This window comes from Pseudoalteromonas sp. MMG013, assembly GCF_018100885.1.
GTDB lineage: Bacteria > Pseudomonadota > Gammaproteobacteria > Enterobacterales > Alteromonadaceae > Pseudoalteromonas > Pseudoalteromonas aurantia.
On sequence record NZ_JAGJEE010000028.1, the window covers coordinates 47,518 to 64,638 of the forward strand.

Here is a 17,121-nt window from a genome sequence, read left to right on the forward strand (position 1 = left end):
AATTATTTGTATAACTACGTATGGTGCCAAACTTCGGGTTTGGAGAGCGATACGGCCTAACCAGAGGTTGCTATGAAAGAAGGTATTCACCCTAAGTATGAAACGATCAATGCATCTTGTTCATGTGGTAACAAGTTCGCGACTCGTTCAACTCTATGTAAAGACATTCACTTAGACGTTTGTTCTGAGTGTCACCCGTTCTATACTGGTAAGCAAAAAATCTTAGACACAGGTGGTCGTGTTGACCGCTTTAACAAGCGTTTCGGTTCACTTAGCAGTAAGTAAGCAAAGACGTTTGAAAAAAAAGCACCTATGGGTGCTTTTTTTATATCTTTTATTTATATCTCTTTTCGATAAAGTTTAAGCTCGAATTTTTATTGTCTATATTCACTATTGAATTCACGACATTTCATTTTTTATCAGTTGCTTCTATATTCCTAAATAGTGCCGTAAAGTATTTTGCGTACCTTGGTGATTTTTTTGCATAATAATTCGAAGAGTAGCGACGTTTTTAATGGTTGTTTTGTTGTTAAAATTCATTAAGATCTTCTAAAAGATGTAAAAATGCTATTTTTTGGATTTTATTAGCTTATTTTGCTATTTGTCTCTTTTTTGGGTTGTTTTTCATTCGATATGAATGATGGTTTACTTATTTTTGAGCGAGTAAGAACGAATAAATGTAGATAAAGTAAGTTAAATACCAGTAAAAGTCAGAGAAAATGCTTGTAAAGTGTCATCACAGGATAGACCTGATATTGCTTGAATATATTTGCAAACAAGGTATTGTTTACTTAATTGCGGAACTTCACTCTCACTTTTAACTTCTTGCAGGAATATATCGCGTCATGTCAGACTTTCGTGAACAAGCTTTACATTATCATGCTCATCCCGTTCCAGGTAAAATCAGTGTTGAACTGACCAAACCAGCGGAAACCGTAAAAGACCTCGCATTGGCGTATAGCCCCGGTGTGGCCGAACCTGTGCGCGAAATCGCGGCAGATCCAGCAAACGCGTATAAATATACTGGTAAAGGCAATATGGTGGCTGTGATCAGTAACGGTACGGCTATTTTAGGTCTAGGAAATTTGGGGCCGCTTGCCTCTAAACCTGTAATGGAAGGTAAATCTTTACTTTTTAAGCGTTTTGCGGGGCTTGACTCCATAGATATTGAAGTAAAGCATCGTACAACTGAAGACTTTATTAATACGGTTGCAAACATAGCAGATACTTTTGGTGGTATTAATCTCGAAGATATTAAAGCGCCTGAGTGCTTTGAAATTGAGAAAGCACTGATAGAACGTTGTGATATTCCAGTGTTTCACGATGACCAACACGGTACAGCAATTGTAACTGCAGCCGGTATGCTTAATGCATTAGAGATCCAAGGAAAAAACATTCAAGATGCTATTATTGTGTGTCTTGGTGCAGGAGCTGCGGCTATTGCCTGTATGGAGCTGTTAATTAAGTGCGGTGCTCAACGTGAACATATATATATGTTAGACCGTAAAGGTGTTATTCATACGCGTCGTGATGATTTAAATGAATACAAGCAATTATTTGCAAACAACACAGATAAGCGTACGTTACAAGATGTAATCGCTGATGCTGATGTGTTTGTTGGCGTATCTGGACCAGATTTACTCTCAGCTGATGATTTGAAGTTGATGAATGAAAAGCCTGTTGTATTTGCCTGCTCAAATCCTGATCCAGAAATTAATCCTGAATTGGCACATAGTGCTCGCAAAGATTTGATTATGGCAACCGGTCGTTCAGATTATCCAAATCAAGTGAATAACGTGCTATGTTTCCCGTTTATTTTCCGTGGAGCATTGGATGTGCGTGCAACAGCGATTAATGACGAGATGAAGATAGCAGCCGTTGAAGCTATCCGAAGTATTGCCAAAGAAGCGGTTCCTGAACAAGTATTAAAAGCGGCTGATGTAGAAAGCTTAGAGTTTGGAGCACAGTATATTATCCCTAAACCGATGGATCCGCGTTTATTGCCACGTATAGCGAAAGCAGTTGCTCATGCTGCGATTGACTCAGGCGTTGCCCAAATAGCTTTGCCAGAAAATTATATGGCAGATCTTGAAGCGTAGTAAATGATTGATGTTGTATGTAAAAAGCCAATCTTATTTTGATTGGCTTTTTATGTTTATGCAGCTCTATTTTTCAATGAGTGAACTAAAATAACTCATCTTGTACAGGTAGAGGCTCATCAAATGGCGTACTAGATCCAGTATCTAATACATATTTTGTGGGGGCAGTACCTGATTCAAAATATTCAAAACGACTGGTGAAATCATTTTTGTGGCTGAGCAAGCCGGTTTTTAAATCTATACGTACCGAAATTAACCCAGGCGGAGGGTCTATCGGTGCGAGGGGTTCATTCACCAGTGCAGAGCGCATGAATTCAATCCAAGCAGGCTGCGCTGAAATAGCGCCGGACTCAGCGCCTACAAGTTGGTTTTTACCTAAACTATTATTGTAGGCCGCTCGACCTAATGGTTTGCTAGCATCATCGAATCCCACCCATACAGTGGTAAGCACATTTTGGTTAAATCCACTAAACCATGTGTCGATTGCTTCGTTGGTTGTGCCTGTTTTACCAGATAAATCACGGCGTTTTAGATTTTGAGCGCGCCAACCGGTACCTGTCCATCCTGTTTTATGTCGCCAGCTACCTCCACCCCAAATAGCACTATGCATGGCACTAGAGACTAAAAAAGCATTTTGTTCAGTAATAACTTGCGGTGCACAAAGGTGTGTCTGCATATCTTGTTGTTCTTCATCACATGCGATTAAGGGCTGGGCAGTGCCAAGTGTATTTCCGTAGGCATCTTGAATTTCACTAATGAAATAAGGATCAATTAAATGACCTCTGTTGGCAAAAGTGCTCATACCTCTGGCCATTTCAAGCGGAGTCATGGCTGCGCTACCCAGCGCCAAGGACTCGCTCCGATTAATATCTTCATCTTGGAATCCAAATTTTAATAAATGGTCGGCACTTTCTTGTAACCCTACGCCACGCAAAAGGCGAACTGACACAACATTTTTGGATTGTGCTAATGCACGGCGAATACGAATTGGACCACTGTAAACATCTGGGCTGTTCCTAGGTCTCCATGAGTATCCTTGGGTTTTATCCCAGTGATTTATAGGGGCATCATTAATAATCGTAGCAAGAGAGTAGTCACTTTCAAGGGCTGCCGAATAAATAAAAGGCTTGATGTTTGAACCGACCTGTCTTTTTGCTTGTGTTGCACGATTGTACTGACTTTGTGCAAAGCTATAGCCACCGACCAATGCTTTGATACGCCCATCTTGTGGATCGAGTGATACGAGTGCGCTGGAAGGTGTAGGGTACTGACTGAGTTGCCATTGCTGATTATGGTTTCTTATCCATATTTGCATACCCGGAGATAAAATGTCGTCAACGGTCTTAGGTGGTAATCCTTGTCGCGTCTGAGAAATGAAACTACGAGCCCAATTTAGTCCACTCCATTCAATCGTATGATAAGCGCCAGCTTTGCTCAAAACTGTTGCTGATTTTTCAGAAATATGGGTCACAACAGCCGCCTTCAGGGGCGCAATCTCCTTTACTGTTTTTAAGTAAGATATTATGGCTTGTGCGTTCCAGGGAATATCAATTGTTGGCTGCCATAGCGTTTTTTCTGGTCCTCGGTAACCATGGCGCATATCATATTTATGCAGGTTGTTAACGAGAGCACGTTGGGCTGCAGCTTGAATATCAGACTCGACACTGGTAAAGACTCTAAATCCACTATTATAGGCTTTATCTGTACCGTAGCGTTCTACCATATATGCGCGTACCATTTCAGAAATATAAGGCGCATATAGTTCTATTTCAGCGCCATGACGGCGCGCAGTAATTGGTGCTTCTTTCGCTTTATAATAAGTAGCTTGATCAATGTAGTGCTCTTTAAACATACGACCAAGCACGACATTTCTACGCTGTTTGGCGCGAGTTGGGTTGCTAATAGGGTTGAGGGCTGAAGGTGCTTTTGGAAGCCCTGCTATCATAGCCATTTGAGCGAGCGTGAGTTCACCCAACTCTTTACCATAATATACTTGTGCTGCAGCACCAATACCAAAGGCTCTATGACCGAGTTCTATTTTATTAAGGTATAAAGCCAATATCTCATCTTTACTTAGTAATTGTTCAATATGCAACGCGATGAAAATTTCTTTAACTTTACGAATGTACGCTTTCTCCCTTGTTAAGAAGAAATTTCTTGCTAGCTGCATGGTAATCGTACTCGCGCCTTGCTTCTTTTCACCAGTACTTACTAAAACAAGAAATGAGCGCACAATCCCTATGGGATCGATGCCGAAGTGCTCGTAAAAGCGATTATCCTCAGTTGCGAGTATGGCATCAATAAGCGGTTGGGGAATATCCTCAATGCGTACGGGAATACGCCTTTTTTCACCGAATTGATTTATTAACTTACCGTCTTTGGTAAATACTTGCATCGGTGTTTGTAATTGTACCTCTTTAAGCACTGAGACACTGGGGATATCTGATTTGACATAGTAATAAAGACTGATTAATGTTAATAGACCTAAAATGGTACACGCGATGAAAAACTGTATAGCTCTCTTCAATATAGTCACGGAATATTCCCTAGTTAGGCTCCCAATTATAGGTAGACACTGCTAGTATATCTGAATAAAAAATGATTAATAACTATTGTACGTATAATTATAACTCGTTCATACATAAAACAAAGGATATTAGGCGACAGGCATGCTTAGCAAATTATTCAAAAAACAAGCGCCGATGATGTTCGGTATCGATATTGGCTCACATTGCGCCAAAGCGGTACTGTTATCACAATCTAATACTGGTTTTAGGGTTGAAGCGGTTGCAATAGAGCCTGTCCCAAAAGGTGCAATGTCTGAACGTGCGATCCAAGATATTGAAGCGATAGGCCGTGTTATTAGTAAACTTAAAAAGCGTTTACCCAAACATACACCGTATGCAGCAGTCGCAGTATCAGGTCAAAGCGTCATTACTAAAGTAATTTTCATGGATGTTTCATTAACTGATGCTGAATTAGAGTCGCAAATTGCGATAGAAGCCGATAGTTTGATACCTTATCCGTTGGATGAGGTTAGCCTAGATTTTGAAAAGATCTCTGTTAATGAAGCCGATCCGTCTAGAGTAAATGTACTGTTGTCAGCAGCGCGTACTGAAAGTGTGCAAGCACGTGTTAACGCGTTAGATGATGCAGGTTATAAAACAAAAGTTGTCGATGTAGAAAGTTATGCGCTTGGACGTTCTTTAGATGTTTTGTATGGGCAATTGCCTTCCGATGCATTTGATAAAGTGGTTGCGGTGATTGATATTGGCGCTGTGATTACGTTAGTGAGTGTGATTCAATCTGGAAAAGCGATTTATACAAGAGATCAAGTGTTTGGTGGAGAGCAGTACACAAATAGTATTGTTGCCTATTACAATAAAAGTTTCGATGAAGCTGAAATTGCTAAAACGACCGGAGATTTACCCCCTAACTATACTTTTGAAGTACTTGCCCCTTTTCAGACTGCATTATTGCAGCAAGTAAGAAGAGCTGTACAAATGTTCATGACGACTAGCGGTAAAGATCACGTAGATTATGTAGTACTAACAGGAGGAACTTCGCTGGTTGAGGGGTTGGATAGATTGTTAGTGGATGAATTAGGTATTCATACCATAGTAGCTGATCCATTTGCGGATATGGAAGTATCGCCAAAGGTAGACCGTAATGTATTGCAACGGCACCGAGCGCAGTTTGCAATAGCGACGGGTTTGGCACTTAGGAGCTTTACATCATGCCACATATAAATCTACTTCCTTGGAGAGAGCAAGAACGACAAGCATCACAGCAGAAGTTTTTGACAATAATAGGTTTAATTATCGGTGTGGTTTGTTTAGTGATGTATTTCATCGGTGCGTTTTACGATAGTCTAACCACAGGGCAAAATATTAAAAATAATTATTTAAAAGCGGAGATCTCTAAGTTAGATACGCGAATTATTGCGATCAATGATTTAAATAAGCAGAAAAACAATTTGCAAAGACGCATTCGTTTGATTGAAGAATTACAAAGTAATCGAAATTTGGGTACTCAAATAATAGATGAAATTACGCGAGTAGTACCTGCAGGTGTGTACCTTACAAGCTTAGAGCGAAAAGGTAACTTATTGAAAGTTGTTGGTAGAAGTGAGTCAAATAATCGACTATCACAAATGCTGAGACAAGTTGAAGCATCATATTTATTGGAGCGACCTATCATTCAAGGTATTGTCGCTGGTGAGCAACGGTCGCGTTTATTGAGTGATTTTAGCATGCATTTTTATGTAAAATCATTTCAACAAATTGAAGATTCTCAGCGTGGAAAGTAACTTTAGGGTGGCAATATAAACTGTGAATTTTGACTTGAAATCTCTACAAGATATTGATTGGAATGAAATTGAGCTAGACAATATCGGTGAATGGCCTTTTGTCGTTAAAGTTTTATGCTGTGTCATAGTCGTCGTAATTACTTTTGTGGTCGGATATAGTTTACTTGTGTCTACCTCAATTAGCCGGTATGAAAGCGCGGTTAATGCGGAAGAAGAGTTTAGAACGAGTTATCGCATAAAATATGCTCGCGCAAATAACTTAGATTTATATCGTCAGCAAATGTTAGATATGGAAGCACAATTTTCCCAACTATTACGCCGGCTACCAACGTCGAATGAAACACCAGGGTTATTAGATGATTTAACATATGTGGGTACTTCAAGCGGCTTAACATTTTTGAAAATAGGGTGGCTGCCTGAAGTCAAGAAAGAGTTCTACACTGAATTACCGATTAAACTTGAAATAGTAGGAACTTACCATGAATTTGGTAAGTTTGTTGGGAAGGTGGCTCAGTTACCTAGAATAGTGAGTTTGCACGATTTTCAGATCGAAAATGCGGGTAATAATGATTTGGTATTTAGTGTGATAGCCAAAACGTATCGTTATGAACAGGGGGAGCGTAAGTGATGTATCGTTTACCATGCTTATTTTTTAGTACGCTACTGTTATGTGCATGTAATGATGATACTGCTGAACAAAAAGAATATATCGATCAAATACAGGCGAGTGCAACGCCCAAAGTTGAGCCTATTCCAGAAATGCGAGAGTTTATACATTTTGCTTATGATGCGGAAAATTTGCGCAGCCCTTTTGTGGCACCAGAGCCAGAAGTAATAGAAAGTAAAATGGTGCAGATACGAAATTGTTTGCATCCAGATCCGAATCGGGCCAGAGACCCATTGGAAAAATATCCATTGGATAACTTAGAAATGAAAGGCACAATTGCCACAACTAATGCCACATGGGCCTTAATTAAAGCGTCAGATCAAGGACTATATAGGATTAAACAAGGCCAATATATGGGGTTGTATCATGGTGAAGTGGTTAGTGTGAACCCTGATCATATCGAGTTATTAGAATTAATACCCGACGGTACTGGTTGTTGGAAAGAACGGTTAACAAAAGTAGAAATACATGAATCAGAAGAAACCGGTACAAGTGAATAACAATAAAGGTAGCACTATTATGGCTCGCAAGGGTTTGAATTTTTGGTTAAACGCAACGTTTTCTGTGGTCCTGTTTACTTTCTCTGGGTTGGCTCAAGCTGTCCCTATGCTTTATGACGTTCGCTATAATCCAGTGCCAAATGATGAAACGGAATTACAATTTGTTTTTGATGAGCAATTAGATATAGAGCCAGTAGTTAAAGTATTAAATTCACCGGCTAGATTAGAGTTGTTTTTTCCTGATGCAGAATTTGAAGAAAGTTTAAAATTACTTGAGGTAAATAAAGCGGGCATAAAACGGATTGAAAGCAATATGGGTAAACAGGGCTTCTCCGTGACGGTTGTTATGGAAAAGTTAAAGCTTTATAAGGTTCGAGTAAAAAACAATTTAGTTTATTTACAGGTTTCAGAAAATCCGATTGCACTCGAGACGTTAGACCCTGCAGATGACAATGTTGCCACACACATTAATACAATCCAGTCGATTGACTTTCGTCGAGGAGAAAGAGGTGAAGCTAAAGTATTTGCTTTTTTAGAAAGCGGGCATGCGGCAATTGATGTGCAAGAACGAGGCGGGAAGATCATAGCTGATTTCCACCATACAGCGATCCTTGATGAGCATTTATATGAACTGGATGTATTAGATTTTGGTACTGTGGTCAGTAAGGTTGAAACTTTTAAAGAAGAAAATAAAACGCGTTTAGTGATTGAGCCAAACGCAGCATTTAAATATACCTACCAGCAATTAGATAGTATTTTTACTTTAACGGTAGAAAAAGATAATGAACAGCAGGTATTTGGAGAAAAGAAAAATTATCAAGGGCAGCCAATTACACTTAATTTTCAGGATATCCCTGTTCGTTCAGTGCTACAGATTATTGCAGACACGAATAACTTCAATCTAGTAACGAGTGATTCGGTCAGCGGCAATATTACACTGCGTTTAGATGGGGTACCTTGGGATCAGGCACTTGATGTGGTTTTGCGAGTAAAAGGACTAGACAAGCGGATGGAGGGGTCAATTTTAATGGTTGCGCCTTCAGAAGAGTTAGCTGCACGAGAAGCGAAAGAATTACAAGCACGTAAACAAGTTGAAGAGTTAGAGCCTTTGTACAGCGAGTATATCCAATTAAATTATGCGAAGGCAGAAGAATTTGCGGATTTGTTAAAAACGGATATCAACAGTATCATTAGTGAACGAGGTAGTGTGTCTGTCGATAATCGTACAAATACGTTGTTGATTAAAGATAGCGCAAGAAGTATTGAAAGTATTCGACGCATGGTTGAGACATTAGACGTACCAGTAAAGCAGGTACGTATAGAATCTCGTATGGTAACGGTTAAGGACAACGTACAAGAGGATATAGGAATTCGATGGGGGTTTAGTGACCAACAAGGCTCTGATGCGATTTCAGGCTCGTTACAAGGCGCAAATGAGTTATCCAATGGTACTATCCCTGCATTTACAGATCGATTAAATGTAAACTTACCAGTAGCGGGTACTTCGGCAGGTAGAATTGGTGTTCATATTGCAAAATTGGCAGATGGAACGTTAATAGACTTGGAATTGTCTGCATTAGAGCAAGAAAATAAGGGAGAGATAATTGCAACTCCGAGTATTACAACAGCAAACCAGAAGAAAGCGCGCATAGAACAAGGTACAGAAATTCCTTATGTTGAGGCTTCTTCTAGTGGTGCGGCTTCTGTCAGTTTTAAAAAGGCAGTGTTAAGTTTAGAAGTTACACCACAAATCACACCAGATAACAAAATTATACTAGACTTGGTGATTACGCAGGACACACGCGGTGATAATGTACAAACGCCAAGTGGACCCGCTGTTGCAATCAATACACAGCAGATTCAGACCCAAGTTTTGGTAGAAAATGGTCAGACTGTGGTGTTAGGCGGTATTTATCAACAGGAAATTACCAGCGCAGTAAGCAAGATTCCGTTGTTAGGTGACCTTCCGTATTTAGGGATGTTGTTTAGAAATACCCGTGAGATTAATGAAAAGAAAGAATTATTGATATTTGTAACCCCAAAAATAATGTTAGATGGTCAGTAATTGACTAATAATAGGTTGATTTTAGGTTCAGTAGATGCTTTTTATACTATTTGACTTGAAATCGTTCACGAATTACTGAGATAATCCCCCCCTTAATTTTGGGGCCAGGTCGTTAGGCGGGGTTTTATTTCAAATTTTAGAGTTCGTTAGTACTAAAAAGATATGGCTGAGAAACGTAATATATTTCTAGTGGGCCCGATGGGGGCTGGTAAGAGCACGATTGGTCGGCACCTTGCTGATCAATTACACCTTGAATTTGTAGACTCGGATCAAGAAATTGAACGCCGTACTGGCGCAGATATTGCGTGGGTGTTTGATCTTGAAGGTGAGGATGGATTTAGAACACGCGAAGAAGGCGTGATTTCAGATCTAACCGAGCTACAAGGGATTGTTTTAGCAACTGGTGGAGGTTCGGTAGTCAGCAAAGAAGTGCGTAACAAGTTATCTGCGCGCGGTATTGTTGTTTACCTAGAAACACCAATTGAAAAACAAGTTGCTCGTACACAGCGTGACAAGCGCCGTCCACTATTGCAAACAGAAGAAGCGCCAAGAGATGTTCTTGAGCGTTTGGCTGAAGAGCGCGAACCACTTTATAAAGAAGTGGCAGATCACATTGTTCGAACAGATGAGCAAAGCGCAAAAGTAGTTGCGAATCAAATAATAGATAAACTAGACTTCTAGTGAAATGACCAATATGAGAGGGATGCATGCTTGAATTAAAAGTGGATTTGAACGAGCGTAGTTATCCAATTTATATTGGTCAGAATCTATTGTCTGATGGGCAGAAATTAAAACACTATGTTGGTACATGCCGACCTGTTATCGTGACTAACCAAACTATAGCACCATTGTATTTGAATGGTTTATTACGTAGTTTAGATGAACACGCCCCCTTACATATTGTTCTACCGGATGGAGAGCAATATAAAACATTAGAGTATTTTGAACAGGTATCAGCCTTTTTGTTGGAAAACAATTGTGGGCGAGACACTTGTTTAATTGCTTTAGGCGGGGGAGTAATAGGAGATCTGACAGGGTTCGTTGCAGCATGTTATCAGCGTGGTATTCCTTTTATACAAATACCAACAACCTTATTATCACAAGTCGACTCATCTGTCGGTGGCAAAACCGCTGTGAATCATCCTCTTGGTAAAAATATGATAGGGGCTTTTTATCAACCAATTGCCGTTTTTATTGATACTGATACACTTCTGACATTACCACCTCGAGAGTTTTCGGCAGGTATGGCTGAAGTGATTAAGTATGGCTTAATTTATGATGTTGACTTTCTAGCCTTCCTTGAAGATAACCATGCAAAGTTAAAAGCGTTAAACGTTGACTCACTAATGCAAGTTATCCATCGTTGCTGCCAAATTAAAGCTGAAATAGTTGCACATGATGAGAAGGAGGCTGGCTTGCGTGCATTGCTAAATCTAGGTCACACTTTTGGTCATGCTATTGAAGCACAGATGGGCTATGGAAAATGGCTGCATGGTGAAGCGGTGTCTTCAGGTATGATGTTGGCTATTAAGTTAGCATATCAACGTGGTGCATTAACGGCTAAAGAAGTTGAAAGAATTGAAGGTTTGTTATCTTTGTATGACTTACCTATTGATATTCCTGATAATATGACTAGTGCTGAATTCTTATTTCATATGCGTAAAGATAAAAAGAATAAGCAAGGCCGCATTCGCTTTATCGTACCAACGAAGTTGGGTAATTGCGCATTGGTAGACGATGTTTCTGATGACGCTGTGAGTACGCTAATAGGGCGCTAATGCAATCTCAAATATTGCCCAGTAGAGCTGCTTTAGTTAATCGAATTGAATTACAGTTTGAATATGGGCAGAATTTGATTTGCTTAATAGGGGCTTCTGGATTAGGAAAAAGCTATTTAGCAGAGTCATTCATTACAGATAAATATGCTGAATTTAATAAAGCATTTATTAAATTATCAGCAAACTCAAAAGATATAGATCTAACAGTTCAATTATTACAGCACAGTTTTCGCTCCCCATTAATTGATCAAACTCACACCTTAAGTGAGAATTTCGTAAATTTACACAATCATTCTCCATCAGGCCCTTGCTTATGGGTTTTGGATGGCGCGCGACATTTATCTGATGAAATGATCGCGGAGCTACAAAACATAGCAAAACAGGGCATTGAAAAAATATATATTCTTGTCACTGCACAATCACCGATGATGGTCCCGCAAGCATTGGATTTACATTTAGAGCCACTCTCATTGTCTGAGTCCAAGACGTTAATGAAAATGTTTTTTAAGCAGTTGCCTGTTGATGAAGATCCAATTTTTCAAACCTTTTTGAGTGCATCTCATGGTAACCCTGCAATCTTGTTAGATTGGCAGCCTGAAACGCAACAGTTAGAAAAACCAGCATCCAGTAAATTTATAAAGATGCAGTGGCATTTGACATTGCTGACTGTTTTATTAGCACTTTTGATGGTTGCTTTTGTGTATCAAAAAGAAATTACGAGCTTGATACCCGAGATGAGTGAGGAAAAAGTAGTTGTTAACACCGTACTGCCAAGCACTCGGATTTTAAAAACGCCATTGCATAGTAATGAGTTAATTATAGGTGATGGCAGTAAGACTGAAGTATCAGATGATGTTTTGAATGGAACAGCTGTTGTGTCAATCGATGATGCACTAGAAGTACAAAATAAGACAGAGACGAGTGCAATTTTTTCTGCGCTTACCCACACTCCTCAAAAAGCCGAAGTGGATAAGATTGTGACGGATAATAAACCGAAGCAACTTTCGGTAACCGTTACGTCTGAACTTAGAAAAGAAGAAAGTGCCGAGTTTTTAGAATTAAAAGAGGTGGTTGTGGATGTGGAAAGTGTTAGCGTTGTTGATGATCACTTGAATCTGTTATCTGAACCTGATTCTAACTGGGTTATTCAATTATTAGCGGTAAAAGATAAAACAATTGCAGAAGCTTTTGTTTCTGCTCATGAGCAACGCGTTAGTGATTTAAAAATTTACGGCACAAACCGAGCCGAGGTTGTATGGTGGATAGTTATCCAAAGTGGTTACTCTACAATCGATGCGGCAAAAATAGGAAAAGCGAAATTGCCAAAAGATTTGCTCACGGGACAACCATTCTTTAAAAAGCAGACTAAAATCAAGCAGGAAATTGCTTTGTTCATTCGGTAATTGGTAGATTTTAGTGTAAAATCGCGCAACTTCAAAATAAATAGAGTCAGTATGCAACAAAAGACCCGAGCCTTTTTAAAATGGGCAGGCGGAAAATATAGTCTGGTAGATGGCATAGCGCAACGTTTATCGTTAGCAAGTCAAAGTGCCGATACTCTAGTTGAGCCTTTTGTTGGTGCTGGTTCAGTGTTTTTGAATACGGACTTTAAACGCTATGTCTTAAACGATATTAATGCCGATTTGATCAATTTGTATAATGAATTGAAGCTCCAACCTGATGAGTTTGTAAGCGATGCTCGTAAACTCTTTGTTGATCTCAATAATCATGCTGATGCTTATTATGACTACCGAAAGCAGTTTAACGCAAGCGTTGATATTTATGAGCGCGCAATTCTTTTTTTATACATGAATAGACATGGCTACAATGGTTTATGCAGATATAATTTAAAAGGCATTTTTAACGTACCGTTTGGCAAGTATAAGAAACCATATTTCCCAGAGAAAGAACTATACACATTTGCACAAAAGGCACAAAAAGCGACTTTTACGTGTAAAGGTTACGCTCAGGTATTTAAGAGTTTGCCGAATAATGCCGTCGTATATTGTGATCCACCATACGTCCCGTTAAGTAAGACGGCTTCATTTACCTCTTATGCGAAAGGTGGTTTTGATTTGAATGATCAAGCTATTTTAGCCAATTTAGCGGAAGTTTCAGCATTTGAGCAGTCGACACCTGTTTTGATATCCAATCACGATACGGCTTGGACACGTAAAATCTACAGTCAAGCATCGTTAGATGTTATTCAAGTAAAAAGAACGATCAGTCCAAAAGGTGGGAGTCGAAATAAGGTGAATGAATTAATGGCGCTTTATTGTAAGAGTTAACCATTCTTCCTTTTAAAGAAATTAGTTGAGAATGTAATTAACCAAGACAACAAGTGCGACAACGAACCCCGTAACAAGTGCTATACCAACGACAGCATAAGGTAAAAAAGAGCCAGAATTGAAATCAAACTCATATTTGCCGTGACTTTGTACGCCAAATAAAGCAGCTAATACACTTTGGAAAATGCTGAGTAACTTCATGTCGTAGCAGTCCTTTTTTACAGGTGTGACGTTAACCTATTGCTGTTATCACTCGATTGTTTAGAGCCTAAAAGTAATTCGAGTAAATCCAAATAATGGAACTGGGCACTGCTACTCTCACCTGTTAACCATGCGTACCAGCTTGTGTGGGCTTCACGTTTACAGATTAAAGTATTTTGATTTGTGGTTTGAAGTGTTGTATTACAGCCACAATTTTTGTGTTCTGCAAGTACTAATTGAGCATTATCATATGAAATTGCACCTAAAGAAACAATCGCAATCGCTGAAAGCCCAAGCATCCGTGTTTTTAGCCGACTCAACATAATAACTACCCTCACTTACAAGTTATCATTAGATAATACACAATAGATGCTCATAAAACAAACACAATTAATATAGCTTAGTCGATATCAAATTCAATGAAGTCGATTACGCTCATTTTCACTGGGGTCGGAGTAAAAATTGCGGTAAAGTGAGCCTGATAACTCGATATATCAGGAAGTATTATAGTGTCTGAAAAAGCAAAATACCTCATTGCTCCGTCTATTCTATCAGCAGACTTTGCAAGGTTAGGCGAAGATGTAGAGCGCGTTCTTAAATCTGGTGCGGATGTTGTACATTTTGATGTCATGGATAACCATTATGTGCCTAACTTAACAATAGGGCCAATGGTCTGCAAAGCACTTCGGAATTATGGTATTACCGCACCAATCGATGTGCATTTAATGGTTAAGCCTGTTGATAGACTAATTCCCGACTTTGCGAATGCTGGTGCGAGTATTATTACATTTCATCCAGAAGCAAGTGAGCATATAGATCGCACAATTAGCTTGATTAAAGAACATGGCTGCCAAGCAGGATTAGTGTTCAATCCTGCGACGCCGTTACATTATCTTGACCATGTTATACATAAGCTTGATGTCATTTTATTAATGTCAGTAAATCCAGGTTTTGGTGGTCAAAGCTTTATCCCAGAAACGATAAGTAAGTTAAAAAAAGTTAAGACACTTATCAGAAACTCAGGGAGAGACATTCGTCTAGAAGTTGATGGTGGTATTAAAGTAGACAATATCGCAGAAGTAGCCGCTGCAGGTGCAGATATGTTTGTGGCGGGATCTGCCATATTTAGCCAACCAGATTATAAAACGGTTATAGAGCAAATGCGTGATGAACTTGCAAAGGTTGGATCATGAGTTATCAAGGTGTGTTGTTCGACCTAGATGGAACGTTAGTTGATAGCGTCGAAGATATGTATATGGCTTTAAACCTGACATTGACAGAGGTAGCCTATCCGATCGTCAGCTACGCGCAAGTTAAAACATGGGTGGGTAATGGCATTACAATATTGGTGAAGCGTGGTTTAACAGGAGACATGCTAGTTAACCCTGAGTTGAGCCAATCGCTTATAGATAACGCAATTGTCCGGTTCAAGGTGCACTATCATGATATTGTGGGTAATTACGCTGCTTTGTATGCACATGTAGAGACAGGTTTGTCTGCGCTGACGCATTTACCTAAGGCTGTGGTGACCAATAAAGACAGGGCTTTTACCGAGCAGCTTTTAGATAAACTATCACTTAATCACCATTTTGAAGTGCTTGTTTGTGGTGATGATACGGCGAAAAAGCCAAATCCTGAACCGGTTTTAATGGCATGCAAAGCGTTGGGTATTAAACCGAGTGATGCGATAATGATTGGCGATTCGAAAAGCGATATATTGGCGGCCAAAAATGCAGAAGTAGACGTTATCGCCTTAAAATACGGTTATAACCAAGGCTGCAATTTAGAAGATTTTAATCCAGAGTACCTCTGTGAGGGATTCTTAGATATAATCCCTATTTTAACCAAGCGAATTTAATATTTAGATATAAAGGAACATCATGAGCAAACCAGTAGTGTTGAGTGGCATGCAGCCAACAGGTGGTATGACGATAGGCAATTATGTTGGTGCTATTAACCAATGGCTTAACTTGCAAGAAAATCATGAAAGTTACTTTATGCTTGCTGACCTTCATGCCATTACAGTGCGTCAAAAACCAGAAGAACTTCGTGACCGCGTACTAAATGGAATCGCACTATATGTTGCTTGCGGTATTGATCCTGAAAAAGCAGCGCTTTTTGTGCAATCACAAGTGCCAGAGCATGCCCAGTTAGGTTGGGTACTTAATTGTTACGCCCAAATGGGTGAATTGAATCGCATGACACAGTTCAAAGACAAGTCGGCAAAACATGCAAATAATATTAATGTTGGACTATTTTCGTATCCTGCATTGCAGGCTGCTGATATATTATTATATCAAGCGGCTCAAGTGCCAGTCGGTGAAGACCAAAAGCAACATTTAGAACTCACAAGAGATATCGCTACGCGGTTTAATAACTTATATGGTGATGTGTTTAAATTACCAGAACCATATATACCGGAACTGGGAGCACGTGTGATGAGTTTGCAGGATCCATTAAAGAAGATGTCTAAATCAGATGATAATCCTAATGCGTTTATTATGATGTTAGATGAGCCGAAAAAAATAGAGAAAAAGCTTAAAAAAGCAGTAACGGATTCCGATGAGCAAGCACGTATTTACTTTGATAGAGTAGAGAAGCCAGGTGTATCTAATTTACTGACGTTACTTTCGGTAGCAACTAAGCGCGCTATTGTCGATTTAGTCCCTGAGTATGAAGACAAGATGTATGGCCATTTGAAGAAAGATACCGCAGATGCTGTTGTCGCAATGATTGAGCCGATCCAATCTCGATTCAAAGAGATCCGTGAAGATCAAAGTCGTCTTGATGAGATCATGAGAAGTGGAGCTGAAAAAGCAAGTACGCGAGCTCAAATAACATTAAATGCAGTATATGATGCTGTGGGCTTTATTCCTCGTCCATGATGTCATTTAATATATTTTAATGTAAGCCGGAAAACTGCAAAGTGATCCGGCTTTTTGTTTTATATTTATCTATTAAATAAATGAAGTAGAAATACACTGAAATTTGAGGTTGTTTTTCATACAGAATGATGATGTTAGACCCATTTTGCTTGTTATTTGCCCGAACTCACTGTTTTTTTGTTTTTATTAAAAATAATGCTTGATCAAAAAAAGGATCTCCCTATAATGCGACCCCACTGACATGGAGCGCTACGCTAACTTAGCAAAGCAAAACGCAGTCAGCGTTGAGTAAAACTTAAATTTAAAATTTCTTTATGAAAACATTGAAT

General features: G+C 39.4%; 17 protein-coding genes. 14 read left to right on the forward strand and 3 right to left on the reverse strand.

Going from position 1 to position 17,121, the window contains the following annotated elements; all coding sequences use genetic code 11:
- Positions 1-72: 72 nt before the first annotated feature.
- Positions 73-285 carry a 50S ribosomal protein L31 gene (gene rpmE, locus J8L98_RS19370; RefSeq protein ID WP_010366427.1) on the forward strand — a complete coding sequence of 71 codons (213 nt, stop codon included), beginning with the start codon at positions 73-75 and terminating at the stop codon, positions 283-285.
- A gap of 560 nt (positions 286-845) precedes the next feature.
- Positions 846-2,099, forward strand: a complete 1,254-nt coding sequence (locus J8L98_RS19375) for a malic enzyme-like NAD(P)-binding protein (protein WP_192506097.1) — start codon at positions 846-848, stop codon at positions 2,097-2,099.
- Between the two features lie 85 nt (positions 2,100-2,184).
- Here the strand turns inward: J8L98_RS19375 and J8L98_RS19380 are convergent, their stop codons facing one another.
- Complete coding sequence (locus J8L98_RS19380) at positions 2,185-4,635, reverse strand: PBP1A family penicillin-binding protein (protein WP_210997791.1); 2,451 nt, start codon at positions 4,633-4,635, stop codon at positions 2,185-2,187.
- A gap of 133 nt (positions 4,636-4,768) precedes the next feature.
- Between J8L98_RS19380 and J8L98_RS19385 the strand changes: the two genes are divergently transcribed.
- From J8L98_RS19385 to J8L98_RS19425, 9 genes are all read left to right on the forward strand, one after another.
- A complete protein-coding gene (locus J8L98_RS19385; protein ID WP_210997792.1) occupies positions 4,769-5,848 on the forward strand; it encodes a pilus assembly protein PilM in 1,080 nt (359 codons plus the stop codon).
- Positions 5,836-6,408, forward strand: coding sequence for a PilN domain-containing protein (locus J8L98_RS19390; RefSeq protein WP_192506094.1), 573 nt, complete (start codon positions 5,836-5,838; stop codon positions 6,406-6,408). Before J8L98_RS19385 ends, J8L98_RS19390 begins: the two co-directional genes overlap by 13 nt.
- 22 nt (positions 6,409-6,430) lie before the next feature.
- The gene (locus J8L98_RS19395; protein WP_192506093.1) at positions 6,431-7,036 is read left to right on the forward strand and encodes a type 4a pilus biogenesis protein PilO; all 606 of its coding nucleotides are present in this window, start codon (positions 6,431-6,433) and stop codon (positions 7,034-7,036) included.
- Positions 7,036-7,575 (forward strand): pilus assembly protein PilP, encoded by a 540-nt coding sequence (locus J8L98_RS19400; protein ID WP_192506092.1) that lies wholly within the window; start codon positions 7,036-7,038, stop codon positions 7,573-7,575. The genes J8L98_RS19395 and J8L98_RS19400 overlap by 1 nt, the downstream gene beginning before the upstream one ends.
- A complete protein-coding gene (locus J8L98_RS19405; protein ID WP_247682624.1) occupies positions 7,544-9,640 on the forward strand; it encodes a type IV pilus secretin PilQ family protein in 2,097 nt (698 codons plus the stop codon). Before J8L98_RS19400 ends, J8L98_RS19405 begins: the two co-directional genes overlap by 32 nt.
- Positions 9,641-9,802: 162 nt before the next feature.
- On the forward strand, positions 9,803-10,321 hold the full coding sequence (aroK, locus tag J8L98_RS19410) for a shikimate kinase AroK (RefSeq protein WP_192506091.1): 519 nt from the start codon (positions 9,803-9,805) through the stop codon (positions 10,319-10,321).
- A 26-nt stretch (positions 10,322-10,347) separates the two neighbouring features.
- Entirely contained in the window at positions 10,348-11,418 is a 1,071-nt protein-coding gene (aroB, locus tag J8L98_RS19415; protein ID WP_192506090.1) for a 3-dehydroquinate synthase, read from the forward strand.
- Positions 11,418-12,821, forward strand: coding sequence for an AAA family ATPase (locus tag J8L98_RS19420; protein WP_210997793.1), 1,404 nt, complete (start codon positions 11,418-11,420; stop codon positions 12,819-12,821). The genes aroB and J8L98_RS19420 overlap by 1 nt, the downstream gene beginning before the upstream one ends.
- 51 nt (positions 12,822-12,872) lie before the next feature.
- On the forward strand, positions 12,873-13,706 hold the full coding sequence (locus J8L98_RS19425; RefSeq protein ID WP_192506088.1) for a Dam family site-specific DNA-(adenine-N6)-methyltransferase: 834 nt from the start codon (positions 12,873-12,875) through the stop codon (positions 13,704-13,706).
- A 21-nt stretch (positions 13,707-13,727) separates the two neighbouring features.
- Here J8L98_RS19425 and J8L98_RS19430 read toward each other — a convergent pair whose 3' ends face one another.
- Together J8L98_RS19430 and J8L98_RS19435 are read right to left on the reverse strand one after the other, a co-directional pair.
- A complete protein-coding gene (locus tag J8L98_RS19430; protein ID WP_192506087.1) occupies positions 13,728-13,907 on the reverse strand; it encodes a DUF2970 domain-containing protein in 180 nt (59 codons plus the stop codon).
- 17 nt (positions 13,908-13,924) lie between these two features.
- A complete protein-coding gene (locus tag J8L98_RS19435) occupies positions 13,925-14,230 on the reverse strand; it encodes a hypothetical protein (protein WP_192506086.1) in 306 nt (101 codons plus the stop codon).
- 186 nt (positions 14,231-14,416) lie between these two features.
- On the opposite strand from J8L98_RS19435, the gene rpe reads away from it, so the two are divergent.
- Genes rpe through trpS form a run of 3 tightly spaced genes read left to right on the forward strand, consistent with a single transcriptional unit; the run spans position 14,417 to position 16,792 of the window.
- A complete protein-coding gene (gene rpe / locus J8L98_RS19440; protein WP_210997794.1) occupies positions 14,417-15,100 on the forward strand; it encodes a ribulose-phosphate 3-epimerase in 684 nt (227 codons plus the stop codon).
- The gene (locus tag J8L98_RS19445; protein ID WP_210997795.1) at positions 15,097-15,765 is read left to right on the forward strand and encodes an HAD-IA family hydrolase; all 669 of its coding nucleotides are present in this window, start codon (positions 15,097-15,099) and stop codon (positions 15,763-15,765) included. The genes rpe and J8L98_RS19445 overlap by 4 nt, the downstream gene beginning before the upstream one ends.
- Before the next feature lie 22 nt (positions 15,766-15,787).
- The gene (gene trpS / locus J8L98_RS19450; RefSeq protein WP_192506083.1) at positions 15,788-16,792 is read left to right on the forward strand and encodes a tryptophan--tRNA ligase; all 1,005 of its coding nucleotides are present in this window, start codon (positions 15,788-15,790) and stop codon (positions 16,790-16,792) included.
- The last annotated feature ends 329 nt before the right edge of the window (positions 16,793-17,121 follow it).

Excerpts from the sequence above, each read along its gene's own strand:
- rpmE (WP_010366427.1), top strand. The coding sequence starts at position 73 with ATGAAAGAAGGTATTCACCCTAAGTATGAAACGATCAATGCATCTTGT.
- J8L98_RS19390 (WP_192506094.1), top strand. The coding sequence starts at position 5,836 with ATGCCACATATAAATCTACTTCCTTGGAGAGAGCAAGAACGACAAGCA.
- aroB (WP_192506090.1), top strand. The coding sequence starts at position 10,348 with ATGCTTGAATTAAAAGTGGATTTGAACGAGCGTAGTTATCCAATTTAT.
- J8L98_RS19375 (WP_192506097.1), top strand. The coding sequence starts at position 846 with ATGTCAGACTTTCGTGAACAAGCTTTACATTATCATGCTCATCCCGTT.
- J8L98_RS19420 (WP_210997793.1), top strand. The coding sequence starts at position 11,418 with ATGCAATCTCAAATATTGCCCAGTAGAGCTGCTTTAGTTAATCGAATT.
- J8L98_RS19400 (WP_192506092.1), top strand. The coding sequence starts at position 7,036 with ATGTATCGTTTACCATGCTTATTTTTTAGTACGCTACTGTTATGTGCA.
- J8L98_RS19385 (WP_210997792.1), top strand. The coding sequence starts at position 4,769 with ATGCTTAGCAAATTATTCAAAAAACAAGCGCCGATGATGTTCGGTATC.
- J8L98_RS19425 (WP_192506088.1), top strand. The coding sequence starts at position 12,873 with ATGCAACAAAAGACCCGAGCCTTTTTAAAATGGGCAGGCGGAAAATAT.
- J8L98_RS19445 (WP_210997795.1), top strand. The coding sequence starts at position 15,097 with ATGAGTTATCAAGGTGTGTTGTTCGACCTAGATGGAACGTTAGTTGAT.
- J8L98_RS19430 (WP_192506087.1), bottom strand. The coding sequence starts at position 13,907 with ATGAAGTTACTCAGCATTTTCCAAAGTGTATTAGCTGCTTTATTTGGC.
- J8L98_RS19435 (WP_192506086.1), bottom strand. The coding sequence starts at position 14,230 with ATGTTGAGTCGGCTAAAAACACGGATGCTTGGGCTTTCAGCGATTGCG.
- trpS (WP_192506083.1), top strand. The coding sequence starts at position 15,788 with ATGAGCAAACCAGTAGTGTTGAGTGGCATGCAGCCAACAGGTGGTATG.
- aroK (WP_192506091.1), top strand. The coding sequence starts at position 9,803 with ATGGCTGAGAAACGTAATATATTTCTAGTGGGCCCGATGGGGGCTGGT.
- J8L98_RS19405 (WP_247682624.1), top strand. The coding sequence starts at position 7,544 with ATGAATCAGAAGAAACCGGTACAAGTGAATAACAATAAAGGTAGCACT.